Origin of the sequence: Arthrobacter sp. AL05, assembly GCF_029960715.1 — a bacterium.
GTDB lineage: Bacteria > Actinomycetota > Actinomycetes > Actinomycetales > Micrococcaceae > Arthrobacter.
Window position 1 is genome coordinate 251,716 of sequence record NZ_JASBRC010000003.1, and the last position, 26,977, is coordinate 278,692.

At 66.9% G+C, this 26,977-nt stretch carries 30 protein-coding genes and 3 tRNA genes; 22 read left to right on the top strand and 11 right to left on the bottom strand.

Annotated elements, in window-relative coordinates; all coding sequences use genetic code 11:
- Window positions 1–43: 43 nt before the first annotated feature.
- Entirely contained in the window at window positions 44–1,486 is a 1,443-nt protein-coding gene (locus QK287_RS05705; RefSeq protein ID WP_226773433.1) for an NCS2 family permease, read from the bottom strand.
- A 111-nt stretch (window positions 1,487–1,597) separates the two neighbouring features.
- Here QK287_RS05705 and QK287_RS05710 point away from each other — a divergent pair, with 111 nt between their 5' ends.
- Window positions 1,598–2,227, top strand: a complete 630-nt coding sequence (locus QK287_RS05710; protein WP_282359526.1) for a copper resistance CopC family protein — start codon at window positions 1,598–1,600, stop codon at window positions 2,225–2,227.
- Window positions 2,228–2,233: 6 nt separating this feature from the next.
- On the opposite strand, the gene QK287_RS05715 is transcribed toward QK287_RS05710, so the two are convergent.
- Window positions 2,234–2,848: an FAD-binding protein gene (locus tag QK287_RS05715; RefSeq protein ID WP_282359592.1), complete on the bottom strand. Its 615-nt coding sequence runs from the start codon at window positions 2,846–2,848 to the stop codon at window positions 2,234–2,236.
- Between the two features lie 363 nt (window positions 2,849–3,211).
- Here QK287_RS05715 and QK287_RS05720 point away from each other — a divergent pair, with 363 nt between their 5' ends.
- The 5 genes from QK287_RS05720 (at window position 3,212) to QK287_RS05740 (ending at window position 8,251) form a co-directional block, all read left to right on the top strand.
- Window positions 3,212–4,249, top strand: coding sequence for a universal stress protein (locus QK287_RS05720; protein ID WP_226773430.1), 1,038 nt, complete (start codon window positions 3,212–3,214; stop codon window positions 4,247–4,249).
- A gap of 58 nt (window positions 4,250–4,307) precedes the next feature.
- Window positions 4,308–5,045, top strand: coding sequence for a hypothetical protein (locus QK287_RS05725; RefSeq protein WP_226773429.1), 738 nt, complete (start codon window positions 4,308–4,310; stop codon window positions 5,043–5,045).
- 123 nt (window positions 5,046–5,168) lie between these two features.
- Complete coding sequence (locus QK287_RS05730) at window positions 5,169–6,332, top strand: hypothetical protein (RefSeq protein WP_226773428.1); 1,164 nt, start codon at window positions 5,169–5,171, stop codon at window positions 6,330–6,332.
- 19 nt (window positions 6,333–6,351) lie between these two features.
- On the top strand, window positions 6,352–7,344 hold the full coding sequence (locus QK287_RS05735) for an ABC transporter ATP-binding protein (RefSeq protein ID WP_253031404.1): 993 nt from the start codon (window positions 6,352–6,354) through the stop codon (window positions 7,342–7,344).
- Window positions 7,345–7,450: 106 nt separating this feature from the next.
- Complete coding sequence (locus QK287_RS05740; RefSeq protein WP_282359593.1) at window positions 7,451–8,251, top strand: ABC transporter permease; 801 nt, start codon at window positions 7,451–7,453, stop codon at window positions 8,249–8,251.
- Window positions 8,252–8,288: 37 nt separating this feature from the next.
- On the opposite strand, the gene QK287_RS05745 is transcribed toward QK287_RS05740, so the two are convergent.
- The 4 genes from QK287_RS05745 to QK287_RS05760 all read right to left on the bottom strand — a co-directional run bounded on the left by QK287_RS05745 (window position 8,289) and on the right by QK287_RS05760 (window position 12,468).
- The gene (locus QK287_RS05745) at window positions 8,289–9,725 is read right to left on the bottom strand and encodes a C40 family peptidase (protein ID WP_282359527.1); all 1,437 of its coding nucleotides are present in this window, start codon (window positions 9,723–9,725) and stop codon (window positions 8,289–8,291) included.
- Between the two features lie 279 nt (window positions 9,726–10,004).
- Window positions 10,005–10,466: a metallopeptidase family protein gene (locus QK287_RS05750; RefSeq protein WP_282359528.1), complete on the bottom strand. Its 462-nt coding sequence runs from the start codon at window positions 10,464–10,466 to the stop codon at window positions 10,005–10,007.
- 21 nt (window positions 10,467–10,487) lie between these two features.
- The gene (locus QK287_RS05755) at window positions 10,488–11,480 is read right to left on the bottom strand and encodes a DMT family transporter (RefSeq protein WP_282359529.1); all 993 of its coding nucleotides are present in this window, start codon (window positions 11,478–11,480) and stop codon (window positions 10,488–10,490) included.
- 106 nt (window positions 11,481–11,586) lie between these two features.
- Window positions 11,587–12,468, bottom strand: coding sequence for an ArgP/LysG family DNA-binding transcriptional regulator (locus QK287_RS05760; RefSeq protein ID WP_282359530.1), 882 nt, complete (start codon window positions 12,466–12,468; stop codon window positions 11,587–11,589).
- Window positions 12,469–12,537: 69 nt separating this feature from the next.
- On the opposite strand from QK287_RS05760, the gene QK287_RS05765 reads away from it, so the two are divergent.
- From QK287_RS05765 to QK287_RS05785, 5 genes are all read left to right on the top strand, one after another.
- Window positions 12,538–13,140 (top strand): LysE/ArgO family amino acid transporter, encoded by a 603-nt coding sequence (locus tag QK287_RS05765; RefSeq protein ID WP_282359531.1) that lies wholly within the window; start codon window positions 12,538–12,540, stop codon window positions 13,138–13,140.
- A 52-nt stretch (window positions 13,141–13,192) separates the two neighbouring features.
- Window positions 13,193–13,831 carry an FMN-binding negative transcriptional regulator gene (locus tag QK287_RS05770; protein WP_282359532.1) on the top strand — a complete coding sequence of 213 codons (639 nt, stop codon included), beginning with the start codon at window positions 13,193–13,195 and terminating at the stop codon, window positions 13,829–13,831.
- 148 nt (window positions 13,832–13,979) lie between these two features.
- A tRNA-Glu gene (locus QK287_RS05775) sits at window positions 13,980–14,052 on the top strand.
- 96 nt (window positions 14,053–14,148) lie between these two features.
- Window positions 14,149–14,222, top strand: a tRNA-Asp gene (locus tag QK287_RS05780).
- A 48-nt stretch (window positions 14,223–14,270) separates the two neighbouring features.
- Window positions 14,271–14,346, top strand: a tRNA-Phe gene (locus QK287_RS05785).
- 303 nt (window positions 14,347–14,649) lie between these two features.
- On the opposite strand, the gene QK287_RS05790 is transcribed toward QK287_RS05785, so the two are convergent.
- From QK287_RS05790 to QK287_RS05810, 5 genes are all read right to left on the bottom strand, one after another.
- Entirely contained in the window at window positions 14,650–14,772 is a 123-nt protein-coding gene (locus QK287_RS05790) for a hypothetical protein (RefSeq protein WP_282359533.1), read from the bottom strand.
- Window positions 14,773–14,964: 192 nt separating this feature from the next.
- Window positions 14,965–15,435 (bottom strand): HPP family protein, encoded by a 471-nt coding sequence (locus QK287_RS05795; protein ID WP_282359534.1) that lies wholly within the window; start codon window positions 15,433–15,435, stop codon window positions 14,965–14,967.
- Window positions 15,436–15,613: 178 nt separating this feature from the next.
- Entirely contained in the window at window positions 15,614–16,528 is a 915-nt protein-coding gene (locus tag QK287_RS05800; RefSeq protein WP_282359535.1) for a LysR family transcriptional regulator, read from the bottom strand.
- 118 nt (window positions 16,529–16,646) lie between these two features.
- A complete protein-coding gene (locus tag QK287_RS05805) occupies window positions 16,647–17,828 on the bottom strand; it encodes an NAD-dependent formate dehydrogenase (RefSeq protein ID WP_282359536.1) in 1,182 nt (393 codons plus the stop codon).
- 668 nt (window positions 17,829–18,496) lie between these two features.
- On the bottom strand, window positions 18,497–18,823 hold the full coding sequence (locus tag QK287_RS05810; RefSeq protein ID WP_282359537.1) for a hypothetical protein: 327 nt from the start codon (window positions 18,821–18,823) through the stop codon (window positions 18,497–18,499).
- A gap of 358 nt (window positions 18,824–19,181) precedes the next feature.
- On the opposite strand from QK287_RS05810, the gene QK287_RS05815 reads away from it, so the two are divergent.
- The 11 genes from QK287_RS05815 (at window position 19,182) to QK287_RS05865 (ending at window position 26,970) form a co-directional block, all read left to right on the top strand.
- On the top strand, window positions 19,182–19,637 hold the full coding sequence (locus tag QK287_RS05815; protein WP_282359538.1) for a hypothetical protein: 456 nt from the start codon (window positions 19,182–19,184) through the stop codon (window positions 19,635–19,637).
- Window positions 19,638–19,746: 109 nt separating this feature from the next.
- Complete coding sequence (locus tag QK287_RS05820; protein ID WP_282359539.1) at window positions 19,747–20,211, top strand: Asp23/Gls24 family envelope stress response protein; 465 nt, start codon at window positions 19,747–19,749, stop codon at window positions 20,209–20,211.
- Window positions 20,208–20,399: a hypothetical protein gene (locus QK287_RS05825; RefSeq protein ID WP_226773418.1), complete on the top strand. Its 192-nt coding sequence runs from the start codon at window positions 20,208–20,210 to the stop codon at window positions 20,397–20,399. Before QK287_RS05820 ends, QK287_RS05825 begins: the two co-directional genes overlap by 4 nt.
- On the top strand, window positions 20,396–20,773 hold the full coding sequence (locus QK287_RS05830; RefSeq protein WP_282359540.1) for a hypothetical protein: 378 nt from the start codon (window positions 20,396–20,398) through the stop codon (window positions 20,771–20,773). Before QK287_RS05825 ends, QK287_RS05830 begins: the two co-directional genes overlap by 4 nt.
- A complete protein-coding gene (locus QK287_RS05835; RefSeq protein ID WP_282359541.1) occupies window positions 20,770–21,444 on the top strand; it encodes a DUF6286 domain-containing protein in 675 nt (224 codons plus the stop codon). Before QK287_RS05830 ends, QK287_RS05835 begins: the two co-directional genes overlap by 4 nt.
- Window positions 21,441–22,052, top strand: a complete 612-nt coding sequence (locus QK287_RS05840; RefSeq protein ID WP_253031391.1) for a hypothetical protein — start codon at window positions 21,441–21,443, stop codon at window positions 22,050–22,052. Before QK287_RS05835 ends, QK287_RS05840 begins: the two co-directional genes overlap by 4 nt.
- 253 nt (window positions 22,053–22,305) lie before the next feature.
- Entirely contained in the window at window positions 22,306–23,595 is a 1,290-nt protein-coding gene (locus QK287_RS05845) for an ABC transporter substrate-binding protein (RefSeq protein ID WP_253031390.1), read from the top strand.
- Between the two features lie 7 nt (window positions 23,596–23,602).
- Entirely contained in the window at window positions 23,603–24,640 is a 1,038-nt protein-coding gene (locus tag QK287_RS05850) for a sugar ABC transporter permease (RefSeq protein WP_226773413.1), read from the top strand.
- The gene (locus QK287_RS05855) at window positions 24,637–25,524 is read left to right on the top strand and encodes a carbohydrate ABC transporter permease (RefSeq protein ID WP_226773412.1); all 888 of its coding nucleotides are present in this window, start codon (window positions 24,637–24,639) and stop codon (window positions 25,522–25,524) included. Before QK287_RS05850 ends, QK287_RS05855 begins: the two co-directional genes overlap by 4 nt.
- 10 nt (window positions 25,525–25,534) lie before the next feature.
- Window positions 25,535–25,789, top strand: coding sequence for a hypothetical protein (locus QK287_RS05860; protein WP_226773411.1), 255 nt, complete (start codon window positions 25,535–25,537; stop codon window positions 25,787–25,789).
- A gap of 92 nt (window positions 25,790–25,881) precedes the next feature.
- Window positions 25,882–26,970: a LacI family DNA-binding transcriptional regulator gene (locus QK287_RS05865; RefSeq protein WP_226773410.1), complete on the top strand. Its 1,089-nt coding sequence runs from the start codon at window positions 25,882–25,884 to the stop codon at window positions 26,968–26,970.
- The last annotated feature ends 7 nt before the right edge of the window (window positions 26,971–26,977 follow it).

The following is a 26,977-nucleotide window of genomic DNA, read 5'->3' on the forward strand; positions in this document are numbered from 1 at the left end:
TGCCATCTCGGCGGGCGGGTAGGCGAGGAGGTGCGGGGGTTCCTTAGTGGATGCCCAGCGCAGCCTCGATCGGGCCGATCCCAAAGAACAGCAGGAACGCCGCGGCGACGGCCCACATCAGCGGGTGCACTTCGCGGCCGCGGCCCTGGACCAGCCGGATCAGCACAAAGGAGATAAAGCCGGCGCCGAGGCCGTTGGCGATGGAGTAGGTAAACGGCATCAGCGTGAAGGTCAGGAACGCCGGGATCGCGATGCCCCAGTCCTGCCAGTCGATCTTGCCGACCTGGGAGACCATCATAAAGCCCACAACGACGAGCGCCGGGGCCACCGCTTCGAACGGCACCAGGTTGATCAGCGGGGTGAAGAACATCGCGACCAGGAACAGCAGGCCGGTGACGATCGAGGCCAGGCCGGTGCGGGCACCTTCGCCAATGCCTGCGCCGGATTCCACGTAGATCTGGTTCGAGGAGACGGAGGCGCCGCCGCCGATTATCGCGCCCAGGGCATCAATCTGCAGCACACGGTCCACATTGGGGATGTTGCCGTCCTTGTCGATGGTGCCGGCTTCGGTGGCCAGGCCCACCATGGTGCCCATCGCGTCGAAGAAGATGCTCAGCAGGATTACGAAGGCCAGCAGGGTCGCTGCGACGAAGCCGAGGTGTTCGAAGGCGCCGAAGGGGTTGGCCTTGCCGATCAGGGACAGGTCCGGCGCGGCCCATTCGGTGAACTTGGGCGCCACAAGGGACCAGCCCTGCGGGTTGAAGTTCTTGCCGTCGAAGCTGGGTCCAATATGGAGCGTGAATTCCAGGATGACGGACAGGACCGTGGAGGTGACGATGCCGATCAGGATGGCGCCCTTGACCTTGCGGACCACGAGGCCGATGGTGAGGACCAGTCCGACGACGAACACCAGCGTGGGCCAGCCCAGCAGTTTGCCGTCGAAGCCGAGGCCGACGGGGACCGTGGTGCCTGCGACGTCCGGGATGCGCCGGACGAAGCCGGCGTTAACCAGGCCGATCAGGGCGATGAACAGGCCGATGCCCACCACAATTGCGGTCTTCAACCCTTCCGGGACGGCCTTGAACACGGCGGTCCGGAAGCCGGTCAGGACCAGGATCAGCATGGTGACGCCGGAGAGGACCACCAGGCCCATCATGTCCGGCCAGGTCAGGCCCGGGTTCGTGGCGACGGTGACGGCCACAAAGGCGTTGACGCCGAGGCCCGTCGCGAGCGCGAAGGGATGCTTGGCCCAGGCTCCCATCAGGATGGTCAGGATGCCGGCCACAAAGGCGGTGACGGCCGCGACCGCCGGGAAGCCGAGGGTGGCGCCGGAGGAATCGGGTCCCGAGAGGATCAGCGGGTTCAAAACCACGATGTAGCTCATGGCGAAGAACGTGGCGAACCCGCCGCGGATCTCGCGCGAGAAGTTCGACCCCCGTGCGGAGATCATGAAATACCGGTCGAGTGCAGAGCCCTGCTTAAGCATTGGTCCTCCGGGGGATGTGGATGGTTACCTGAATCTTATTAGGCGGGCACGCAGCGTCTGGCCCATTTCGCCTAGTCTGTAAGGAACCCAACACTAGGAGCAGCCTTTTCCATGCGCCTCATCCGACAGTTTCTGAGCGCCCTGCTGGGCACCGCAATCTTCGCCGCCGTCCTGCTGGGCGCGGTTGCGCCGGCATCGGCCCACGACGTTGCCGAGTCCACCAGCCCGGCCGCCGGCGCCACGGTGGCCACGCCGCCAGCGCAGGTGTCGGTGACGTTTAGCAAGAATCCGCTGGGATTGGGTGCACAGATCGTTGTGAACACCGGCGACGGCGCCAACTGGGCCGACGGGGCCGTCGAGATCGTGGACAACGTCGCCTCGCAGCGGCTCAAGCCCGGCGCCCCTGCCGGGCCGTACACCGTGGCATGGCGGGTCGCCAGCTCGGACGGCCACCCCATTGAAGGCACCTTCACCTTTACGGCCACGGCGGGAGCAGCGGGCTCGACGTCGGCGGCCGCAGTCCCCACGATGGGAACCGCCGCGCCGGGCGTCACAACGGCGCCGGAGCAGCCGGTCGGTTCTGCCGAGCCGTTCCCCTGGAGCATTGTGATCTTCGTGGGGACTGCCATCGGCATTGTGGTGGCCTTGGCCCTGATGGCCAAGCGCCGGCTGGCCGGCCGTGACGAGCAGGGTGAGACTGTCAGCAGCCAGGCGGCCGACCGGAGCGAAACCGGGAACTAAGACTGCCTATGCCGGCGCCGCCAGGGCGTAGCTGCCGGGCACCAGCGAGGAAAAACCCTCGGGGTAGACCTTGGCCGAGATCGCCTGGCCCACCACCTTCGCCTGACGCAGGACTTCCTTCGGGGTCGGCGTGATGAGTTCGCCCACCCCCACCAGGTACATCCCGAGGGCGTGCATGGCCGCCGTCAGGGTTTGCCCGGCCGACACGCCGAGCTCGGAAAGCATCCTGCGCAGCTGGCTGTGGGCACAGCGGGTCAGGACGAGATGGTCCGCGAGCAGGATCCCGCCGGGCGTGCGGACAGCCCACCGCGGGGTGGCCCCGTCGGCGTCGAGGTGGTCCAGCTGCAGTGCCCGGATATTGGTCCGGACGTCCAACTTGTGGCTGGCGGCATAGTTCCGCAGGTGCCGGAGGATCTCATTGCGTTCCTGCAAACTGGCGGCGTCGGCCGCGTCGCAACGTTGCACGGAAGACGCGTTGGCCGGGTGGCCGGCACCCAGCAAATCGAGCCCGTCCACAATGATGGAAGCCACCCCGCGCCGCTGCAGCTCGCTCGCCACTGCGAGCCCGGACAAACCGGTGCCGATCACAATGGCAGCGGTCCGTTCGATATCGGCGGACATTGGCGTGCTCGACACTGCAGGGCCTCTCTTCGAATCGTGCCAGTTGCCGGGCAGGTGCCCCGGACGCGTTCCCGGACCGCGTCGACCACGGCTCCCTCGGGTCCCGGGTTCTGAAACACGAGTCTCGGTTCAGCAACGAATCGAAGACTATCCAACATTTCCTGCCGTGGATAGACCAAGCAGGAGATAGGCGCCGCCCGGAGCTTCCGGCAGCTTCTTCCGCCCCGCAAACCGCGAAAAGTCGGAGAAATCAGCGGTTTCAGCCGCGGAATCTTCGGGCACGTCGGCAGCGGACGCGGCATCCGGGCCGCGTCTGGCAGAATAGCCGCAACATCAGGCAAGAATCGCGAGGAGGCGGACCCCATGGGCCCAGAACAGGTGCATCCGGATCCGGCAGGGGATTCCCCCGAAAAGCCCGAGGCTCCGCGGGGGATCGTGGTCGGCGTCGACGGCTCAGACCACAGCAAGTGCGCCCTCGTGTGGGCCGCCCGCGAGGCGCAGCGCCGCAAGCGTCCCCTGCACATCGTGACCGCCTATTCAGTGCCGATCTTTGCGGCGTCAGGACTCGACGGCGGCTACGCGACGGTGGACGATTCGGTGATCCGCGAAGGCGCGGAGGCCATCCTGAAGCAGGCCGTGAACAAGGTCGCCGGGTACCAGATCGACGTCGATGCCTCGGTCGAGAACGGCGACGCATCCGGTGTCCTGCTGGAAATGTCCGAAACCGCGGAGCTGCTGGTATTCGGCACCCGCGGCCGTGGTGGCTTCGTCGGACGGCTGCTCGGATCCGTCAGCAGTGCGCTGCCGGCGCACGCCAAATGTCCGACCGTCACGGTTCCCCTGGTCTGCGCCGACCGCCTGGGCGAGACGACTGTCGACAAGCATGTCCTGGCGGAACAGTCGAAGTCCGGGCACGTACCGATCGAAAACGTGGTGGTGGTCGGCGTCGACGGCTCCGAACAGGCCCGGGTGGCGGTAATGGAGGCGGCCGCGCAGGCGGAACGGCTCTCCGCGCCGCTGCGGGTGGTTTGCGCCGTCCCGCAGTACAGCGGGTCGCTGGCCTGGGTCCCGGCGCCGATGGACCGCGAGGCGCTTTTCGCCGATATCCGGACGCAACTCGACGCCGGTACTGCCTGGATCAGAAGCCACTTTCCCCGGCTCACCGTGGAGACCCAACTCGTCGACGGTTCGCCAGTGGACATCCTCGTCCAAGCCAGCCGGCAGGTGGAACTGGTGGTTGTCGGCACCCGCGGCCGCGGGGGCTTCGCCGGAATGATGCTCGGTTCCACCTCAGACGGGATCCTCCATCATGCCAAGGGCCCCGTTATGGTGGTCCCTGACCGGGAGGATCCCCGGCTGGCTGACCGGGTGAACTTCGGGCCCATTCTCGGAAATTCCTAAGGAGCCGCGGGCAGCGGTGCTCGGACGCGGCGTTGTTTATGCTGACCGGGCCTAGGCAGTGAGTGACGTGCAGGCTTCCCCGCCCCCGATATCGGACGACGCCGGGACAGACCCGGCCGCGCCGGCGCCGGGTCCCATCCCGGGGCCCGGCGTAGACGATCCCTGGCTCCCCGGCTGGCTGGTCCGCCGCCCGCTGACCGCCGGCTGGGCCTGGACCGGGTTCTGGGCAGCGCTGATCGTTGCGGACGACGTCTTCGACTACGCTGGCTGGGCCTGGTCTGTGCTGGTCGGAATGGCCGCACTGCCAACGGTGCTGGCAACTGTCGCCTTGCTGCATGCCACCCCGCGACGGCATCTTAAACGGCGCAAGGATTCCGTGCTGGGGCACTTCTTCGTGCGGTTCCTGGCCCTCACGGCCGCATTTCTCGTGTGGGGTGTCTCGGTGGTCATAAGCGCCTCGATTTCCACCACTATCCAGTCCCTCGTCGGCGCCTCCGAGCGGGAGGTTACGGCCGTGGGGTTTAATCTCCTGCTGGCCGCCGTTCCGCTGGTGGTCTCCGTGCTCTGGCTGGCGTTTATCGTCCGCTGCGCGTGGTTCCTCCGGCGACTCCGCGGCTGGAAACAGGACCCCGCTTCGTCCTTGGTGCCGGGTAAGTTCCTGCGCCGGCGCCCGCGGTTCAGGCGTGTTGTTGTCGGACTTGCGCACCCCGGGCTGCTGCTCGTTGCCGGGCTGGGGACCTCGGTGCTCGCGCTTGTGCTCGGGGCGGTCGAGCTGACGCTGAACGTGCTGACCTGAGCGCCCGGCGGGGGTTTTGCCGCGGCGGCAGTCCACCCAAACCAATTCGGCAGGCACTGGTGAAACCGAACAACCCCGGGCGTACAGTTGAATCATGAGCTGCAAGGTTGGAGCGCCGTCACAATGACGCGCAAATGGCTGCGATGGATCCCCGCATTGACGGTGCCTGCCGTGATCGCGGCCGGGATCCTGGCCGGATCCCTGCCCGCGAAGGCCGGGGACCGGCTCCCCGAGAAGACCCCCCAGCAGGTATTGCTCCTAATCGCCCAGCCCACCGGCAAATCCCTCTCCGGAACACTGGAACAACACTCCGCGACCGGCCTTCCCGAGCTTCCGAAGTCGGCCCCGGAGGCGGCAGCACCGGAAGCAGCATGGCTGGAGCTGCTCACGGGGTCCCACACGGCACGCGTCTACCTTGACGGCCCCGGGAACGCCCGGGTGCAGGTCATGGACCGGATGGCCGAGCGGGACGCGATCCGGCGCGGCAATGATTTGTGGTTCTACAACTCCAAGGACAACACCGCCGCCCACACCCGGCTCCCCGCCGGTGATGCGGGTGCCCACCAGGCAGACCCCGGACCGGCAGCAACCCCCAGCGAGCTGGCGGACAAACTGCTTGCTACCGTCGACCCGGGTACTGAGGTGACCGTGGGTCCGGACGTTCAGGTGGCGGGCCGGCCGGCATACAACCTCCTGATGACCCCGACCTCGGATGTCACTTTGATGGGCTCCGTCGCCATCGCCGTCGACGGCGAAACCGGACTCCCGCTCCGCGTCGAGGTGAAGGCCAGGGGACAGGCCGAACCGGTCTTCAGCCTGGCTTTCACGAGCCTCAAGCTTGAGGCCCCGGACGCTTCGCTATTCAACTTCACCCCGCCGCCCGGGGCAACGGTGCAAGAAGTTCCGCTGCCGGATCATTCCGCCGACGCCGCCACACCGCCGTCGGATACCGCAAAGCCGAAAGAGGCGACGCGGCCCGCTGTCACCGGCAGCGGCTGGGAGTCGGTGCTCGAGGTCCCGGCGGGCGCCGCGGCGCTGCAGGGCCGGACCCAGCGACAAAACGGGGCCCCGGACCCGGCGACCGACAACCCGCTGCAGCCCGGTCCCTCGCTTCCCGAAGGATCAGGTTCCGGCAACGCAGCACTGTTGGATCAGCTTGCCGTCGCCGTCCCGGGAGGGCGCCTCGTGTCGACGTCGCTGCTAAATGTACTGATCCTCGACGACGGGCGGATCTTCGTCGGTTCGGTGCCGCTGGAGCGGTTGCAGGCCGCCGCCACGCCGCGGTGAACCATCCGGTGACTGCCGCGTGACCGCCGCCGCGCCGGTGCCGGAACTGAGCATCGAGACCACCGGTCTGAGCAAGCACTTCGGGCGGCAACTGGCCGTCGACAGCGTCGACCTTGCAGTGCCCAAGGGCTCTGTGTTCGGCTTCCTTGGTCCCAACGGCTCAGGGAAGACCACCACCATCCGGCTCCTGCTCGGGCTGGCCGAGGCCACGTCCGGCTCCGTCCGGGTCCTGGGGCAGGAGATGCCGGGGCAACTGCACGGTGTGCTGCCCCGGGTGGGTGCCCTGGTCGAAGGGCCTGCTTTCTACCCGTTTCTCTCCGGGGCTGACAACCTGTACCGCTTCGATGCCGCGGATCCCCGCGTTTCCGCCGCCAGCCGGAAGGCCCGCGTGCAGTCGGCGCTGGAGCGGGTGGGCCTGACGCACGCGGCGGACAAGAAAGTCAGGGCATATTCGCTGGGTATGAAGCAGCGGCTCGGCATCGCCAATGCCCTGCTGGCACCGCGCGAACTCCTGATCCTGGATGAACCCACGAACGGGCTGGATCCACAGGGAACGAGGGAGGTCCGCAGCCTGGTGCGCTCACTGGCGGCTGACGGAGCCACGGTGTTTGTCTCCAGCCACCTGCTGGCAGAAGTGGAGCAAATCTGCACCCACGCGGCCGTTATGAGTGCGGGCCGTCTGGTGGCCCAGGGGACCCTCGCGGAATTGCGCCAGGGCGGGCAGCCGCGGATCAGGCTCGTGAGCCCGGATGCGGGGGCTGCGGCGGAGGTGCTGGTCCGGCTGGGTTTGAGCCCGGAACCGGACCTTCCGGCCGGCACTCCTTCTGGCGGTGACGGGGTGATCTATGCGCCGTTCCCCGCGTCGGCAGGCCATCCAGCCGTGGCTCCGGAGGCGATCGTCGCCGCGCTGGTGGCGGCCGGGGTCCGGGTGCGTGGCTTCGCCACGGAACAGGTCAGTCTGGAAGAACGCTTTGTGGCGCTTACGGGGGAGGGTTTTGACGTTGTCCGGTAAAGAACCCGGCCCCGGCGGGGCGGCAGACCCGGGCGAGAGCAACCGTGCGGCACCGGACCACAGCCCGGAGCCTGCGCCCCATCGCGGTGGCCGGTGGAGGCATGGGCTGCTCGCCTCGGAACTCGGGGTACTTTTCCGCCGCCGCCGCACCTGGGCGATGCTGGGTGCGCTCGCGGCAATTCCGGTCCTGATCGCCGTGGCCGTCCGGGTGTCCTCCGCGGCGCCGCCGGGCCGGGGACCGGCGTTCCTGGACCGGATTTCCCAGAACGGTCTGTTTGTCGGCGTGACAGCCATGCTCGTCGCCGTGCCATTGTTCCTGCCGCTGACCGTGGGCGTCGTGGCGGGGGATACCGTGGCCGGCGAGGCCGGCCTGGGCACCCTGCGGTACCTGCTGGTGGCGCCCGCGGGCCGGGTCCGGCTGTTGCTCGTGAAGTACACCGGGGCGGTCGTCTTCGCCGTGGCCGCGCCGTTGGTCGTGGCTTTGGTCGGGGCCGCAATCGGGGCGTTGCTCTTCCCGGTGGGACCGGTCACGCTGCTCTCCGGCGATTCGATCGGTGCGGCCGATGCGTTGCTGCGCCTGCTGCTGATCGCGGCCTACCTTACGGTCTCGCTGATGGGTCTCTCGGCGATCGGGCTCCTGATGTCCACCCTCACTGACGTGCCGGTGGGGGCGATGGCATCCACGGTGGTGCTCTCGGTGCTCGCACAGGTCCTGGATGCGCTCCCGCAGCTCGAATGGCTGCACCCGTGGCTCTTCAGCCACTATTGGCTGGACTTCGCGGACCTGCTGCGCCAGCCCGTCGTGTGGGATTCATTCCTGGCGAATGTGCTCCTGCAGGGTGGCTACGTCGCCGTCTTCGGCGCACTCGCCTACGGCAGGTTCATCACGAAGGACGTACTCTCCTAGGACGCCCGCCGGCAAACGGGCGACGGCGGACCCCGGGTCAGTACCGGGCGGCGACGGGGTACAGCTGCATCCCGGACATATAGGCCAGGTCCGTCACGGTAAGCCCGGCGTCCTCGTTCAGCGCCTGGACCACACGGCCGCCGCCGAGGTAGATCGCAACGTGATAAAACCCCGGTGCGGAGCCCCACACCAGTAGGTCTCCGGGGATGGCCTGCGACAGCGGAACGTGCACAGGGGCTTGGGCGAACTGCTGGGACGCGGTGCGGGGCAGGTACTTCCCGGCAGCGGCGAACGCGTTTTGCACCAGGCCGGAACAGTCGAAGCCATAAGGCCCCGTTCCGCCGTACTGGTAGAAATAGGGCGACCCCACCTTGCCGAGAGCCACGGAGATCGCGGTCTGGTTGGAGCCGCCGGGTGCCGGCGCGGGTGCGGGTGCTGGCGCGGGTGCCGGCGCGGGTGCCGGGGCTGGGACGGGTGCTGGCGCGGGTGCCGGGGCTGGCGCAGGTGCAGGTGCCGGTGCTGGGACCGGCGCGGCGGCTGGCGGAGCCGGGTTTGGAACGTTGATGACCGGGGCAGCCGGGAGGTTGAGCCCGGGAGCGGCATTTCCCGCAGCGGAGGTGTTTGTGGTGGGGGTCCCGACGGCGGCCTGCGACCCTGCCGCCGGGGCTGCGGCAGCAGTGACTGCCCCGAGCCGATCCTGCTGTCGCTGACGTTCCAGGGCATCCACCCGGGCCGATTCCAACGCAACCGTGGTGTTCTTGAGATCCGCGAGCTGTTCCACCAGCACGGTCCGCTGCGCTTTGGCCTCGGCCACGGCCGTCCGCTGGGCCTCGTTGGCATGCTCGGCGTCGAGCTTCCGTGCCTCCGCCGTCCGTGCGGCTTCATCGGCGGCCCGGTTGGCGTCGGCGGCGGCGGCCGTCAGCGATTCCGCGGCCGCGGCCGCGGTTTCTGCCGATTCGAAGGCCCTGGTTCGGCCGGCCGTCACGGCCTCGAGGGTTGCGGCCTGCTGCAGGGCGTTGCCGCTGCCGCTGACAAAGCTGCTCAGTGCGGGATTGAGTCCGCCGTTGCGGTAGAGGTCGCCGGCGAGCTGGCCGATCTGCTTGCGCGTTTTCTGCTGTTCCATCCCGGCTGCGGAGGCTTTGGCGGCGGCAACCGTGGCGGCGTCCCGACGCATCTGGAGCTCCCCGAGGGCTTCGCCGTAAGCGTTATTGGCCTGCAGGGAGGCGGCGAGGCTGGTGTCCTGGGCTGCGGAGGCGTCGGCCAGCAGCCGGTCAATCGAGGTGACCTGGGCTGCCGTCGCGCCTTCACTGGCTTTCGCGGCTGCGATCTCGTCAGGAGACGGGACCGCCGGCGAGGCCGGGACCTGGAAAGCCGGCGGCAGGGTGGCGGCGTTGGCGGGCAGGGCCAAGGATCCCAGAAGTACAACTGAGGCGCACAGTGCGGCCGTCTTTCGGCCGGAACCGGTCCAAATCATGGGTCAACCTCGTTGCAGTGTCGGGCTGGAGCGGGCGGGCCGGGTTTCCGGCAGATGAAAACCCGCGGCTGATCCCCAGCACGGTCGAGGCTACGTGCCAATTGCCACTTTGGCAACAATGGTCACATCAATAACATAAACAACAACAATGTCATTTGTTGTCATTGTGCCGGGTGTGTCGCCACAGTGGGCGCACAGCGCTGTCCCGCGACGGCCCTCCCGGGCAAGGGCAAGGGCAAGGGAGGGCACGGTTGTGGCCGTGGGCCGGTGGCTGCCGGGCTAGCCCCAGCCGAGTTCGTGCAGGCGCTCGTCGCTGATGCCGAAGTGGTGCGCGATCTCGTGGACCACCGTCACAGTCACTTCCTCGATCACGTCCTCGCGGGATTCGCAGATCTCCAGGATCGGCGCGCGGTAAATCGTGATGCGGTCCGGCAGCGAGCCGGCGTCCCACCACGAGTCCCGTTCGGTCAGCGGCACGCCCTCGTATAAGCCCAGCAGCACGGTGTCCGGGTCCTCGCCGGGCTGGGGGATGTAGTCGTCCTCGATGAAGATGGCCACATTGTTCATGGTCCTGGCGAGTTCAGCCGGGATGTGGTCCAGGGCATCACTCACCGCGGCTTCGAAGTCCGACTCGGACATCGGGAACGGTGTGCGGGTGTGGCCGGTGCCGTGTCCGCCGTCGTCCGGCCCGTCCGGTCGGTCCGGGATGATTGGCAGGCCTGGCGGCAGGGAAGCTGGCATAGCTGAAACCCTAGCGCCGAATCAGCGGGACCTGCGCCGGGTCAGCCCAACCCCCACGAGGCAGATGGCACCGCCCACCAGACCCCAGACGGTAGGGATCTCGCCGAGCACCAGCCAGGAAATGAGGATCGTGGTGCCGGGCACCAGATAGGTGGTGGCGGCGAGCCGGCCGGCATCGATCATCGAGAGTGCGTAGGCCCAGGTGGTGAACGCAATCGCGGTGGGGAATACGCCGAGGTAAACGAGTCCCAGGGTGGCCGGCAGCGGGGCGGCCTGCAGTTCGGCAAACAGTTGTCCACTGAAGGGCAGGCAGCAGACGGCGCCGACCATGATTCCGAACCAGGTGGCCTGGGCAGCGGGAATCTTCCGCAGCACGGGCTTCTGCACGATCACACTGACCGCGGCCAGGGCAGCGGCCAGCAGGCAGAGCAGCACCCCGGTGACGTCCGCCGGCGACCGCTGACCGGAGCCGAGCGCGATCACGGCAACCCCGCCAAACGCGACGAGGCTGCCGATAATCAGCCAGCGCGGGAAGCCTTCCTTGAGGATCACCCCAGCCATGATGGCGACCATAATCGGGTTGACGTTGATCAGCAGGGCCGCCGTGCCGGCGTCGAGGAGATGTTCTGCGGCGTTCAGTGCGACGTTGTAGCCGCCGAACCACATGATGCCGTAGGCCAGGATCGGCCACCATTCGCGTCCCCGGGGGAGCTTGCTGTTTTTCAGCAGGCGCGGCAACACCACAAGGCCGAGAACGACGGCGGCAATCGCCAGCCGGCCGAGGGTCAGGGAACCGGGGGAGAAGCTGGGCCCCACGGCTCGGATGCCCACAAAGGCCGAGGCCCACAGGACCACTGTGACGATGACGGCGGCAATGCCGAGCCGGCTGATCTGTCCCGGTTCGGGGGCGCGCTTCAAGGGCTGGGCTGCGGGAGTGTTCGGCGGCACGCTGTCGGTGCCGTCCGTGGGCGCGCTGTCCGGTTGGGGGGAGCCTGTCTGGGCTGTTGTTGCCATATAGCCAATCTAGTGCGTCCAGGGTCTTCGGGACTGGCGGAAATCGGCCACGTCCAGCCGAGTCCCCGGCAGTTGCTGCCGGCCGGGACCTGGCTGCCGGCGCGGCTCACCGCAGGGGGCGGGCGGCGGCGTAAATGGCCGCAGCGACCTCGTTGAGCGCGGTCGATCCGTGCCGCCACTGCTGCCAGTGGAGGGGCACATCCACATGTGCTGCAGGGTCCAAAGGCACGAGCGTACGGCGCTTCAGCTCCGCCGAGACCTCGATTTCGGGGAGCAGCCCCCAGCCCATCCCCCAACGGATGGCTTCGCCGAACTCATGGGCGGCCGGGACGAAGTGCCGCGGCGGCTGGAGTCCCACGGTGCCCACGTCCCGCAGGTACCGGTCCTGCAGGTCGTCCTTGCGGTCGAACATGATGACGGGGGCGGCCGCGAGCGTTTCCGGCGTTGCCCCGGCGGGAAACCACCGGGCGGCGAAGTCCGGCGTGCAGACCGGCAGGTAGCGCATGACGCCCAGCCGCCGGGAGGAACAGCCTGGCGTCGCCTTGGCCGTGGTGGTGATGGCCGCGGACGCGGCACCGCTGCGGAGGAGCTCCAGGGAGTAGTCCTGGTCCTCGCGCAGAATCTCCAGCTGGACCCTGTCCGCCACGGCCGCCAGCCCGGGCAGCGCCCAGGTGTGCAGGGAATCGCTGTTGATGACGAGGGTCAGCCGGACGCTGGCGGGCTGCGCACCGGGCTGCAGCTCTTCGGCCAGATCGGCAGCGAGCATGTCCAGCTGCCGGGCGAAGCGCACCACCGCGTGGCCGGAGGACGTGAGTTCCACGGGGCGGGTCCGTTTCAGCACCGGCCGGCCGACGGCCACTTCGAGGGCGCGGACGCGCTGGCTCACCGCCGACGCCGTGACGCGCAGGTGGCTGGCGGCGGCCTCGAAGCTTCCGTGGGCCACAATGGCGGCCAGGGTCCGGGCCTGGTCGGGATGGATATCAATCATTAGCCCATCTTATGTTGGCCAACAATTATTAACTGGTTTCATGTTCCGGTGCCTTCTAGCGTGGAACCCATGATCCTCTCCCTCCTTTCGGGCCTCGCCAGCGGACTGTCCCTCATCGTCGCCATCGGTGCCCAGAACGCCTTTGTGCTCCGGCAGGGCGTCCAGCGCTCGCACGTCGTGCTGGTTGTTGCCGTCTGTGCCCTGTCCGACCTCGTGCTGATCATTCTGGGTGTGGCCGGGGTGGGCGTGGTCATCGAGCGGGCGCCCGCGGTCCTCGAGGTCGTGCGCTGGGCGGGTGCCGCCTTCCTCCTGGCGTACGGGGCGATGGCTGCAATGCGGGCCATCCGCGGAACGGGGGCATCCCTGCCTGGGGCCGGGCAGAAGGGAACCTGGGCGGCCGCGCTGGGAACCTGCCTCGCCCTGACCTGGCTCAACCCCCACGTCTACCTGGACACCGTCCTGCTGCTGGGGTCCCTGGCCGGCACCCACGGACCGGACGGGCGGTGGTGGTTTGCTGCCGGGGCCGGGCTGGGCAGCATCGTGTGGTTTGCCGCTCTCGGCGCCGGTGCCCGGTTCCTCGCGCCGGTGTTCGCCCGGCCCGGCAGTTGGCGCGTGCTCGACGGCGGCATCGCCTTGGTCATGGTCACCCTGGCTGTCATGCTCGTAGTCTGAAGCTGTCAGCCGTTCCGCATTGCACATCGCTCAACACCCCAAGGAATTCCCCATGTACGTCCCCGCGCATTTCGCCGCCGACCGGCTTGCCATCAAGGAGCTGCTCTCGAACCCCGGGGCAGCCAACCTGGTGACATCAACGGAGAGTGGACTGCTCGCGACGCTGCTGCCGTTCGTCTATGACCCGGAGGCGGGTGAGCACGGGGCGCTGCTGGGCCACGTCGCCCGCAACAACGACCAGTGGCTGCAGCCGGCCCTGGGCGAATCCCTGGTCATCATCCAGCGGGCCGATGCCTACATTTCCCCGTCCTGGTACCCGTCCAAGGCCGAACACGGCAGGGTGGTGCCAACGTGGAACTACACCACCGCGCACGTCTACGGCCGGCTCGTCATCCATGACGACCCCGCCTGGGTGGAGGACCTGGTCCGGCGGCTGACCGCACTGCATGAAGCAGCCTCGGCGGACCCCTGGTCGGTGGACGACGCGCCCGCCCGCTTCATCGCCGGCCAGCTCCGGGCAATTGTCGGCGTCGAACTTCTCATCACGAGGGTTGAAGCGAAACGGAAGCTCAGCCAGAACCGGCCGGCTGCCGATGTTGACGGCGTCATCACCGGCCTGCGCGCCAGGGGCGACCTGGAATCGGCCGGCGATGTCGAGCGGGCGCAGCAGGAGGCAATCCAGCGCAGCTGAGCACTCCGCAGTCGGGCGGTTAGGGATTTTTGGAAATTCCGGGCGTCTGCCCTTATAGTTTTATAGTCCAGTTCGGAGCAACTCGAAAGGACAAAAACGAACGGCTTCGGCCCTTTATTTTTGCCCTGATGAGCCGAATTGAGTCTTGGCCCCCATCGTCTAGCGGCCTAGGACACCGCCCTTTCACGGCGGCGGCACGGGTTCGAATCCCGTTGGGGGTACGCAAGGAACTGGTCAGGCCGGATGGGAAAGTCTGGTAGGCTAAGAGCCTTGAAAAATTGCAGTAGCGATACTGCAGAGAAGCAAGAAAATAGCAAGGCCCTGTAGCGCAGTTGGTTAGCGCGCCGCCCTGTCACGGCGGAGGTCGCGGGTTCAAGTCCCGTCAGGGTCGCTCTGATGGTCAGAAGAAATTCCGGCCATCATGGTGACATGTCACCTAGGCTCTGTAGCTCAGTTGGTAGAGCGTTCGACTGAAAATCGAAAGGTCACCGGATCGACGCCGGTCGGAGCCACCACTGGGAAGCATCAGTTCTTTTGGAACTGGTGCTTTTCTTCTTTAACGCCGCGGATGCCGCTAACCCCGGGCTACCGGGTTAGCGGACAAAACGTGTGTAAATGCCGGGCGTGTCACGGGCGAAGGTGCGCCGGTCCCGGGTCTCGCGTTGTGTGGTTGTCGGATCGCGCAAACGCATCATCGGCGTCGGAAACAACGGAATGGTGGGCCGGCCGGTCGCTCTTTCGGGTTCAGGGGCCGCGCCCGGGTTTGCAGACCGTGACGCGATACATGGTGACGGGCCCTTCGATGATGGAGAGGCCCGTCAGGGTGCATTGTCTGTGGCTCGTCCGTCGTTGGCTTCTTCCAGCAGGGCCTTGGCCGCAGCCGCTGTCTCCTGGAACCTGTCCTCGCGGATCGCCGTCCACGAGCCTCGATGTCTGGACATGGCGGACTTCCTGGAGGACCTCGGAGCTTTCCATGAAGACGGACCGGGCCCGATGCCGTGGAGGACCTTGCGCAGCGGGGCCCGGCTCATGTGTGCGGCGGGGCGCGCCGGGCTCCCCTGGGTCACCCAACGCCGCCACCGGCCACAGGGCAGGAAAGCCGGCATACGAGGTTGGCGGTGCAGTCGATGCGCCTATCTTGCGGCGCGAGCCCGGAGCAGCACGCGGTAGAGCAGGGCGCATGCCGTGAGGATGAGTGAACCCGCCAGGACTGGTGTGAGCAGGTAGCCCCACCCCTCGTGGGCCAACAGGATCGCGATAGGGGTGCCCCCGGCGGGCGGGTGGATGATGCGCAGCGCTGCCATTGCCGCCATGGCCGCGCCGACGGACAGGCCCAGGCTCCACCACGCGGTGGGAAGGAAAGCATGCGCGACGACGCCGCACAGCGCCGAGACCATGTGGCCGCCGACCACGTTGATGGGTTGCGACAGCGGGGCGTCGGGCAGGAGAAAGACCAGGACGCAGGACGAGCCGAAGGCCGCAATGAGAATGGGCGTTCCGACGGCGTCCCCGGTGAGCGATAGCACCGTGATGGTCAGTGCCCCGCCCAAAGCCGCCACCAGGATCGCAGACCAAGGCGCGCGCGGCTGCGTCGGCGTCATCATGCGTCGGGAGGAGGCCCAGGTGCGGGCCCACCTCGTTCCGTGGGACGAGGCGGATGGGGATGGCGGGTCGGACAGCCTTGTCCCCGGCTGTGCTTTCTGGGGTGAGGAATAGACGGGTGACATGATGGGGGACCTTTCAGATCGCGATGGGGCACCGGCCCCGGCAATCCCGGTCCGGCTACGAAAGTGGTGAAGATGGACGCGGCCGGGCCACCACGGCCCGCGCGGCGTCGTCCAGTGCGCGCATAAGCGCCGGCACCGGTTTGGTGGCCAGTCGCACTACGGACAATGGTGTGGAGATGGTGGGATCCCTCAGCGGCAGGACGTGAATCGACGGGTCTTTGCGCCGGGTGGCCACGGCAGACTCGGGCACCACCACGGCCCACATCCCGGACGCGACGAGTCCGAGCAGTGCGTCGATGGAGTCCGCTTCAGCGGCGGGCCGCACGTCCAGGCCGGCTTCCCGCCACGCTTCATCGGCAAGCTGGCGCGCCCGCATTCCCGGCGCCAGGAGCCCCAACTGCACGGAAGTCAGCATCGTGCCGCTCACGGCGTCCAACGCCTCGTCGAACATTCCCGGCGAGGCAACCACGACACTGGTAGCGTCCGGCAGGTCCGCCGCCACCAGGTCCAGGCCGTCCGCGGCCGAGGGGTGAATGATCCCGGCATCCAGCTCGAAAGCGCGCAGCCGGGCCACGACGTCTTCGCTGCTCAGGCCGGTCCGCACTGTTGAGCGCAACAGTGGGTGGGCCTCCGTTAGCGCAGACACCACTTGCGTGGCGGCAGCGATCCCGGACGGGATCGTGCCGATCCGCGCAGTGCCGGTGAGCTTCCCGCGGGCCGCGGAGAGCTCCCCGGTCAGCGCTGCCTGGTCCGCCACGACGCGCCGCGCCCACGGCAGCGCGAGCTCCCCTTCGGGGGTAAGCCCCTCGTATGCGTGTCCACGGCGCACCAGCGGCACCCCGAGCTCTACCTCCAGCTTGCGCACGGACTCGGAGAGTGTTGACGGTGAGACGAAGCAAGCCGCGGCTGCCCGCCCAAAGTGCGCCTCGCGCGCCAGGGCCACGAAGTATCCAAGCTGGGTCAGGAGCATAACATCCCGTCTGTTAGGCGGCCGGGACCGGGGCCGTGTTACCGGTGCCCGGGCGCCTGGTCGCCGGTTTCGCGGTGCCGTCCGCCGCGGTGAGCGGCAAGCGGCCTCCGCATCGACCCTACCGGGCCGGTTCTGCCTGCTTGGCGTAGGAATGCGCTCCGGTGCCGGCGTAGGTGCCGCCTTCGACGATGAGGTACTCCGTGCGGATGGAGCGCCCTGCGAAGAAGTCCTCGAGGATCTCGCGCGTGCCGGCGGCGTACTTGGCCTGCGCGGGCAGGGATGTGCCGGAGGTGTGCGTGGTCATCGCGTTGTTCGGCATGGTGCGCCACGGGTGGTCGGCCGGGGCCGGCTGGGGCGCCCACACGTCGCCGGCGTAGCCGGCCAGCTGGCCGGACTCCAGGGCGTTGACGATCGCGTCGCGGTCGGCGATTGCGCCGCGGGCCGGGTTGACGATGTAGGCGCCGCGGCGCATGGTGGACAGCAGCTCCGCGTCCAGGAGCCCTGCAGTCTCATCGGTCAGCGGTGCATGCACGGTGAGGACGTCGATGTTCTTGACGAGGCCCTCGATGTTCTCGTGGAACACCAGGTTGTACTTCTCCTCGTACTCCGCGGGCAGCCGGAAACGGTCCGTGTAGTGCAGGTGCACACCGAACGGAGCCAGGCGCTCGATGACGGCGCGGCCGATACGGCCGGCGGCGAAGATGCCAACGTCCATGCCTTCGAGGTCATAGGAGCGCTCCACTGCGTCGGCGATGTTCCAGCCGCCCTCCACCGCGATCTGGTGCTGGCGCACGAAGTCGCGGACAAGGACCAGCACCTGCATGACCGTGTGTTCAGCGACGGCGAGGCTGTTGGAGTAGGTGACCTCGGCGACCGTGATGCCGTGCTCGTTGGCGGCTTTGAGGTCAACGTGGTCGCTGCCGATGCCGGCGGTGATGGCGATCTTGAGGTTCTTGGCCTTATCGATTCGCTCCGGGGTCAGGTATGCGGGCCAGAAAGGCTGGGAGATGATGACGTCGGCGTCGACCAGCTCGCGGTCGAAGTCGGAGTCGGCGCCGTCCTTGTCGCTGATGACAACGAGTTCGTGGCCGGCGGCCTCGAGATACTTGCGCAGGCCCAGCTCGCCGGAAACCGATCCGAGCAGCTCGCCCGGAGTGAAGTCGATGGCCTCGGGCGTAGGGAGGGTCTGGCCGTTGGGGTAGTCGGTCAACGCCGCGACGGTGTCCCGCGCGTAGTCTTCCGGGAAGGTGGGGTAGCCGTTCACGGGATCCGGGTAGAGGACGAGCAAAACCTTGGCCATAACACTTCTTTCGTTTTCACCGCGTGATTTTCACGCTGTGTTTTCACACTATGACCGCACTTGTTCGGCGTCCATGAGGCACCTTCGACCAGCCGTTCGGCCCCGCCGAATGATTTAGCGCCGCTGGCCGTCGACGTGCTGTTGAGCCCGGGGCCCGGGAGTCTGCATCCGCGCCCAGGTTCGAGGACATTAGCCGGACCGTGGCGTCACTAGACGTTGGCTCATTGGAGAACTCCGCGTGGGCGGATCGCTGCATGGAAATAGTTCCGGGAAGGCCGGCCGCGGAGACCTTTGAGGGATGGGAGTTCCGCTGGGTCAGCGCACGGCCGTCATGAAGCACTTGGCCGGCCAGGGGAACGGGCCAGGAAGGGGCAGTCGCCGGATGAGCTTAGGCAGCACCTTCCCGCTGTTCGGGGTGTTGACTCCAACCCACGAGACCGCGATGCTCTCCTCGCCGCTCGAAGAGCGCGTCTGGTTCCATAACATCGACCTCGAATCCTGGACCGCAACATTCCGTGCGCGCCGGTCCGACTACGTGCTGAACCTGCCGCTGGATCCGATGCGCGGCAGGTTAGGCGTCGCCCGGGGAGCGGGAGGTCCGCCTGGCTGTGACACCGTCCACCCACCGCGGCAACATGGACACGCCGGAAGTGAGGGCGGGGGCCACGCTATACCTGCCCGTCAACGTACCCGGTGGCCATGCTCTCCCTTGGCGACGGCCACGCCCGCCAAGGCGAGGGGAAACCTGCGGGACGGGCCTCGATCTGCCATTCCTGCGAACCAAAGCCGGTCTGATCCTCGACGACCGGCTGGAACCGGCGTCCTTCGCCGTCGAAACCTCCCTCGAGGACGCACACTTCGTCCTCGAGGCCGCCCGGGAACACGGTCTTCGGCTCCACGGTGCCGAGGCGGCCGCCGCGCGGCTCGAACGCGTCGCCTCTCAGGGCCGCTCCAAGCAGGACATGGCCGCGGCATACTACGCCAGTAATCAGCATGAGCTTGGACCGCACGCCGGGTGAAGACCGCAGCGACAAACAGCCTCCCATGAGGCTTCTGCGCCTCCTGTCCAACTAGTGCAGCGCGCGGACCGCCGGATAAGGAGCGCGCAGCAAGCGGCCAGGTCTCAGTACTTCACCACTGCGGGGCATCGCAGACCGCAATTTCATCAGAATTTAGCGGAGGTCAAATTGTGCGCCAAGGCTGCTTTCGGCGGCAAACCCCGGGACCGACTCGTCGAGATGTGGGGCCGCCCGCCAGCACGGCTAGACTCGCACGCTGGGGAAAGAACGCTACGACCGCCGGCAGCCTGATCGGGCCGGTGGTGCAATCTCAACCGAAAAGTGATTCCTACACGTGATCTTGAAGAATACTGCACGAGCTCTGACCACTTGCACTTTCCTGGCCGCACTGGCCCTCACCGGCTGTTCTGCGCCGGACGCCGGGAGCGCGCCGTCGTCCGCGGCTGCCAGCGCCGCGCCGTCGTCGGCAACGGCGAGTCCCAGCAGCTCCTCCAGCCCCTGGGGCGACTTTGCTACGGCGGGCGAGGCTTGCGCCGCGATTTCCGAGCAGGCCACCGGCTCCACCCTGCTGCCTCTTGCGGCCGCACAGGGCACTGCCGCCGAGCTGGAACAGACCAAGACAGAACTGAGCAGCACCGCCAAGCGGGCACCCGAGAGCATCAAGGCCGACTTCACCATCCTCAGCCAAGTGGCCATCGCTGGAATCACGGACCAGACAGTTTTTTCCAGCGGGAAACTGCAGGACGCCATGGCGCCGGTGCAGAGCTGGCTCACCGCCAACTGCAAATAGCAGGAATCCGGCACCGGTTCCTAACCTCCCGGCCGACCCTGGCCCCGAAGCGGTCGCCTTGTCGGGGCCAGGGACTAGGGTGGTCACAAAGAGGAAGGGGAAGTGCCGCATGGAATACCAGAATTCTCAGCCCGCAGCCGCAGCGGTGGCCGGGATGTCCGCCGAGGTGCCGATGCCCGGTGGTGGCCGCACCGTCATATCCGAGACCGCTGTGGCGAAGGTCGCGGGCATTGCCGCCCGCGCAGTCCCCGGCGTGTATTCCTTGGGATCGGGTCCGTCCCGGGCGCTGGGGGCTTTCCGCGACGCCGTCGGCAGTGCTGACCATGCCGCCGGTGTCCGCGCTGAAGTGGGCGATACCCAAGTGGCCGTCGACATCGATTTGGTAGCGCTCTACGGCGCACCCCTTCACGCCTTGGCGGACCAGATCCGCGCCGCCGTGTACTCGGCGGTCGAGAAGCTCGTTGGTCTTCAGGTCATCGAAGTTAACATCGACATCAATGACGTCTACGTGCCTGGCCCGGCGAAATCCGGATCCCCGGCCGAGGCCCGGGCGGCAACGGAGGCAATCCAGTGAATCTGACAGTTGCGGGGATCGCAGTCGGCGCGTTCGTCGCGTTTATGTCCTTTCAGTTCGGCGTCTGGGGCTTTCTCGGCGCCTTGTTGTTCATGGGAATCGGCGCCCTGCTGGGCCGCGCCGCGGAAGGGAAACTGGACCTGCGTAGCGTGCTTGACGCCCTCACAGGCCGGCGTTCTTCCTCATGAGTGCCGCTGCCGGGCCGAACGGTACGGTGCGGTCCGGACACACCAGGATCAGCAACCAGGCGCTCACCAGCGTGGCGCAGACCGCCGCGGCCGAAGCCCTCGGCGTCACCCCGCAGGAGGTCCGCGCCGCATGGTCTGACGATAACGGGTTGCTGGCGCTGTCCGTCGTCGCGCCCATCACCGTCCCGCCGCTGACCGCGGTGCTGCGGGACGCCGGGCGGGTCGCGGGTTTTGGCGGTTCCGTCTGGGATCGTGCCGTGGCTGCCAAAGCCGAGATTCTCCGCCGGGTGACCGAGCTGAGCGGTGCCCGGCTGAGCCGGGTTGACATCCGGATCAGCGGCGCCAGCATGAGGGAAGGGGGGCGGGTCCGGTGAGCCATACCTCCGATCATGCTGCTGGGAGCGGGCGCAACATCCCGCCCGCTCCGGCCGACGCCCCGTCGGCCGGGAACACGGCACCTGCAGGGGCCGGCGCCAAGGGCGTCCAGCAGATCCTCACGCGCGAGACCCACTCCTCACGCGCCGTTGCCTCGATCATCGCCGCAGCCCTGGTTATTGCCCTGTGCGTTTTTGCCCTCCTCGAAACCGCGGTCCGGGCCATCGGACAGCCCGCGTGGCTTGTGGATCCCCAGACTGCGGCGGAACAGGCGGTGGCGCTCCCGAGCGGGATTCCGCCGCTGCTGCTTGGCGTGGCCGGCGCGGTGTTGGTGATGGCGGGTTTGTTCTTTTTCCTAAACGCCATCCTGCCGGGACGCCGGGCGCGGCACCTTCTGCGGGACGGCCGTGCCGCCGTCGTTGTGGACGACGAGGTGATTGCCTCCGCACTGGCGCGCCGCGCACGGGTGGCCGCCAACGTAAGTCAGCAGCAGGTGATGGTGACGGTGTCCCGTCAGCAGGTCCAAGTCAACGTCCGTCCCACCTCCGGAGTCCCGCTGAAACCCGAGGTGCTTCTCGCCGCTGTCCAGGATGAGCTGCGGGACATGCGGCTGTCCCCGTTTCCTGAAGTTCGAGTCAATATAGCCCAGGCCGGGGTGATCGGCGCATGACTGGATCCCCGCGGATCCTCAACCGGATCCTCCTCGCCGTCCTCGGCCTCAAACTTCTGGCCCTCGGCGTTCTGCTCATCCTGCTGGCGAGCGTGCCGGCCGTGGGCGTGTGGTGGCACAGTTGGGCGGCAGGAGTCTGGAGTTCCTGGCGTAATCTCCTGGACAGCACCCGCGTTCCGGGGAGCCAGGAGAGCTGGCTCTGGATTGTGGTGGTGCTCGCACTGCTGCTGGTGATCGTCGCCATGGTGACCTGGGCCGCGCAGCAGGGGAAAGGCCGCGCCAACCTGCTCGTGTCCGAACAGGATCCGGGCGCGGTGCCCGGGAGCGTCAGGATCGGCAGTGGCGTCGCCGAGCAGGCGCTCCGGGCGGCACTGGCGGACCGTGCGGACCTGGCCGGCGCCACCGTCGCGACCTACGAATTCCGCGGCGAACCGGCCCTGAGAATCAGGGTCCAGCCCCGCCAGGGCGTGGCCCCGCACCGGCTGGCAGCAGAGGTCTCCGGCCTCGTGGAAGCGCTCGACGCTGCACTCGGCAAAAGCACCCCGGTGCTTATTCATATCGCCTCGGGTGCCCGGTCGCGGTTCGGACGGGCGGAACGGGTCCGCTGACCCGGGCCGTGCGGGCGCCGCCACGGCGGCGGAAGTGGGGCGAACCCTAAGCGGGGTCCGTGACCTCCGCTGTTCCGCGACCGCCACTGTTGCGCGGCTGCTGGGTTGCGCGGCTTCGCCGCAAGCACAACCATCACCTTTCCATAAAGGTATGTGTAAACGCTTGCATTTGGCCCCGCTTGTTGATTACTGTGATTCTCGACACGTCAAAGCACTGCCGATTTCTGTCCGGTACTCAGCGAGGAGACCCAGCATGAAAACCCCGAAGTTCCTAGTTCCCGTAGCCACAGCAGGCGTCCTGGCCCTCACCCTCTCCGCTTGTGGCGGGGGCGGTAATAGCGGCGGCGGATCGCCCGCCGGCGACGCCGCGTCGCAGGGCCTCGACAGTCGGGGCCCCATCACCTACGTCCAGGGCAAGGACAACAGCAACGTGGTCCGTCCGTTGCTCGAGAAGTGGAACGCGGCGCACCCGAATGAACAGGTCACGTTCAAGGAGCAGACCGACAACGCCGACCAGCAGCACGACGACCTTGTCCAGAACTTCCAGGCCAAGAACACCGGCTACGACGTCGCGAGCGTCGACGTCGTCTGGACGGCCGAATTTGCGGCCAAGGGCTGGCTGCAGCCGCTGAAGGACAAAATGGCGCTCGATACCGGCGCCATGCTGAAGCCAACCGTCGACTCCGCCTCCTATAAGGGCACGCTCTACGCGGCACCGGAATCATCCGACGGCGGCATCCTCTACTACCGCAAGGACCTGGTTCCCACGCCGCCGAAGACCTGGGACGAGATGATGAGCATGTGCTCCATCGCGACGGCCAACAACATGGGCTGCTACTCGGGCCAGTTCAAGAAGTACGAGGGACTGACCGTCAACGCCTCCGAGGCCATCAACTCCGCGGGCGGTTCGGTATTGGACAAGGACGGCAAGCCCAGCCTGAACACGCCGGAAGCAAAAGCCGGCCTCGGAAACCTGGCCAAGGCCTACGCCGACGGTCAAATCCCGAAGGAAGCCATCACCTTCCAGGAGGAGGAGAGCCGGCAGGCGTTCCAGGACGGCAAGCTGCTGTTCCTTCGCAACTGGCCCTACGTGTACAACCTCGCCACCACTGAAGGGTCCTCGAAAGTCAAGGATGTCCTGGGCATGGCTGCCCTCCCGGGCAAGGACGGCCCCGGCGCCTCGTCGCTGGGCGGCCACAGCGCCGCTGTCAGCGTCTACTCCAAGAACAAGGCCACGGCCCTGGATTTCCTGAAGTTCCTCACCTCTGAAGAGAGCCAGAAGTTCTTTGCCACCCAGGGCTCGCTTGCCCCCGTTCTCGGCGCGCTCTACGACGATGAGGAACTCGTCGCCAAACTCCCGTACTTGCCGGTGCTGAAGACGTCGATCGAGAACGCAGTGCCCCGCCCCGTCACGCCGTTCTACCCGGCCGTCACCAAGGCCATCCAGGACAATGCGTACGCTGCCATCAAGGGCGAGAAGACCGTGGATGCGGCCCTGTCTGATATGCAGAAGTCCATAGAGTCCGCCAGCGCGGGACAGTAGGTCCATCATGACAACCGAAGCAGGCCCGACGCCGGTCAAGACACCGGCGTCGGGCGGGGCCCCGGTCCCGCCCGCGGCCAAGGGTGTAGGCGAGGACAACCGGATCGCGACGCAGGGGCGCTGGGCATCCTGGCTCCTCGCGCCGACTGTTGTGGCATTGGGAATCGTGATCGTGTACCCGATCATCAGTGCCATGGTCATGTCATTCCAGAAAGATGCCGGACTGGACCCCGCTACGGGTCTTTTCACCGCCGGCGGGCCGGCAGGCTTCTCCAACTATGTGAACTGGCTTTTCCAGCAGTGCGCTGCCGGCGGCGGCGGAACCGTGGCCTGCCCGCCGGGAACGCTTGGTGCGCAGTTCTGGTCCGCAACCAGCACAACCTTTTTCTTCACCGTCGTGACTGTGGCACTGGAAACGGTGCTCGGCTTCTGGATGGCCATCATCATGGCCCGGGCCTTCAAAGGCCGCAGCCTGGTGCGTGCGGCAGTCCTGGTACCGTGGGCCATTCCCACCGCCGTTACGGCAAAGCTGTGGCTGTTCATCTTCGCCTTCGAAGGCATCGGCAACAAACTCTTCAACACCACGATCCTGTGGACCGGGAGCGAATGGCCGGCCAGATGGGCTGTTATTATCGCGGACGTCTGGAAGACGACTCCCTTTATGGCGCTGTTGATTCTCGCGGGCCTGCAGATGATCCCCGCCGACGTTTACGAGGCCGCGAAGGTCGACGGTGCCAGCGCCTGGCAACGGTTCCGGATGATCACACTGCCGCTGGTGAAGCCGGCGCTGATGGTGGCCATCCTGTTCCGAACCCTGGACGCGCTGCGGATGTTCGACCTCCCGTACATCCTCACCGGCGGAGCGAACAACACCACCACACTCTCCATCCTGGTGATCAACCAGATCAGGCAAGGCTTCAACGCTGCGGCGGCCCTGTCCACCATCACATTTATCATCATCTTTCTTGTGGCTTTCATCTTTGTACGCTTCCTCGGAGCGAATGTGGTGGAGCAGCAAACCGGCGCAGCTAAGGGGAAGAAATGACAGCCGCGACCGAACTCCGCGCAGAGCAGGACCGGGGCCGGAAGACCGCGCAAAACCGCGAGAAGTGGACCCAGGGGCGCACATATATCAGTGCGGCCGTTATCCTCATCTGGTGCCTGGCGCCGGCCTACTGGATGGTCGTCACGGCGTTCCGCGACGTCGGCTACACCTACGACACCTCCCTGCTGCCGACGCACGTGACGCTGGACAACTTCCAAACGGCGTTCGACACGTCATTCGGGAACCATTTCGGCCAGGCACTGCTCAACAGCTTGTTCATCGGCGGGGTTGTCACAGCGGTGTCGCTGCTGATCGGCGTTTTCGCCGCCTACGCGCTGGCCCGGTTGAACTTCCGGTTCAAGTACCTGGTGCTGGGCTTCATCCTGGGTGCGTCCATGTTCCCAGGCGTCGCCCTCATCACGCCCCTGTTCCAGCTGTTCACCAATATCGGCTGGATGGGGTCCTACCAGGCCCTGATCATTCCGAATATCTCCTTCGTCCTGCCGCTGACGGTCTACACCATGACCTCGTTCTTCCGGGAAATGCCCTGGGAGCTTGAGGAAGCGGCCCGGGTCGACGGGTGTACCCAAGGTCAGGCGTTCCGGAAGGTGATCATGCCGCTCGCGGCGCCGGCGATTTTCACAACAGCGATTCTGGCGTTCATCTCCTCGTGGAATGAATTCCTTATCGCCAGCCAGCTCTCGAGCGACGCTACGCAGCCGGTCACGGTGGCCATTGCCAGCTTCGCCGGGGCGCAGCCGAACCAGGTGCCGTACACCGCGATCATGGCAGCAGGCACCATTGTGACCATCCCCCTGGTCATCCTGGTCCTGGTGTTCCAGCGCAAGATCGTGGCCGGGCTGACGGCTGGCGCCGTCAAATGATGGGTGCACGATGACTGCCGGGCGGACCGACGGCCATGTGCCGGCGACACGACGCAAGGTTCGTTCCGGCGAGGATTTCGACATCATCATCGGCTTCCTGGGCTTCTGGGCGTTCGTGCTGCTGGTGGTCACCGTCTGGATGGAGGTGACCGCCCAGCCGGCGCTCGGCTGGGCGCTCGGTTTGCTGGGCATCTTGCTGGCGATCTACGCCATGATCCGGCTGCGCCGTCGGCTGCCCCGCCGGACGGCAACCAGGCCAAGCTAGGGCTCGAAGCCGCGGATCCAGGGTCGCCGGGGCTAATCAGGACCGCCTGCGTCCAGCCAGTGGCGTCAACAGAAAATCAATGAGGGGACACGGTGGCGAAGACAACAGACAGGGCTCAGCGCGGCGGCCATTCGGGCGTCAGCATCGAGGACGTCGCCGCCGCCGCCGGAGTGTCAACCGCCACCGTGTCCCGTGCTGTCCGTGGCCTGCCCCGGGTCTCCCCGGCCACCCGGGAAAAGATTCTGGGCATCGCCGAAGACCTCGGCTATGTGGCGTCCTTGTCAGCGTCGGGGCTTGCTACCGGGCGCACAAAGACCATCGGCGTGTTGGCACCCTTCGTCAGCCGCTGGTTCTTCTCCAAAGCCATCGAGGGCGCAGACCGTGAACTCCACACCCGGCAGTACAACCTGTCGCTCTTTAATCTCGGTGGCCACGGCAGCAACCGCGAGCGGCTCTTCAGCAAAACCATGGTCTATAAACAGATCGATGCGCTGCTGGTCCTGTGTATGGCGCTGACACACGAGGAAATCGAACACCTTCAGAAAATCGATATCCCGCTGGTCGTCGTCGGCGGCCACGTCGAAGAATGCCCGTATATCGGGATCGACGACTACGCCGCCGCAGCGACGGCGGTGCGGCACCTGATCAGCCTCGGCCACAGGGATATCGCCCTGCTGCACGGAGACGATGAGACCGACCTCAACTTCGACGTCCCCCGGGTCCGGATCACGGCCTTCCAGGATGTTATGGCGGAGGCCGGGCTGAGGGTCCGGGACGAATGGGACGAATGGGGCGACTTTACCCTCAGCAGTGGCCAGGAAGCCTTCCGCCGGCTCTGGGCCCGGCCCGGCCCGAGGCCCACGGCGATCTTCTGCGCTTCCGATGAGATGGCCATGGGGGTCATTTTCGAGGCGCGCCGCGCCGGTGTGCGGATCCCTGAGGAGGTCTCCGTGATCGGGATCGATGACCACGACTTCTCGGAGGCCATGGGTCTCACGACGGTCAGGCAGCGTCCGGACGAGCAGGCGGAGCTGGGCACGAAAATGCTGTTGGACGAACTCGACGGCATCACCGGTTCAGTGCAGTCGGCGGTGGCCCCACACCAGCTCATTATCCGAAGCACGACGGCGCCGCCCCGCAGCGCCGGGCTGGTTGCCCGTGCGGCCGCGGCGGGGGCCTGACAGCCGG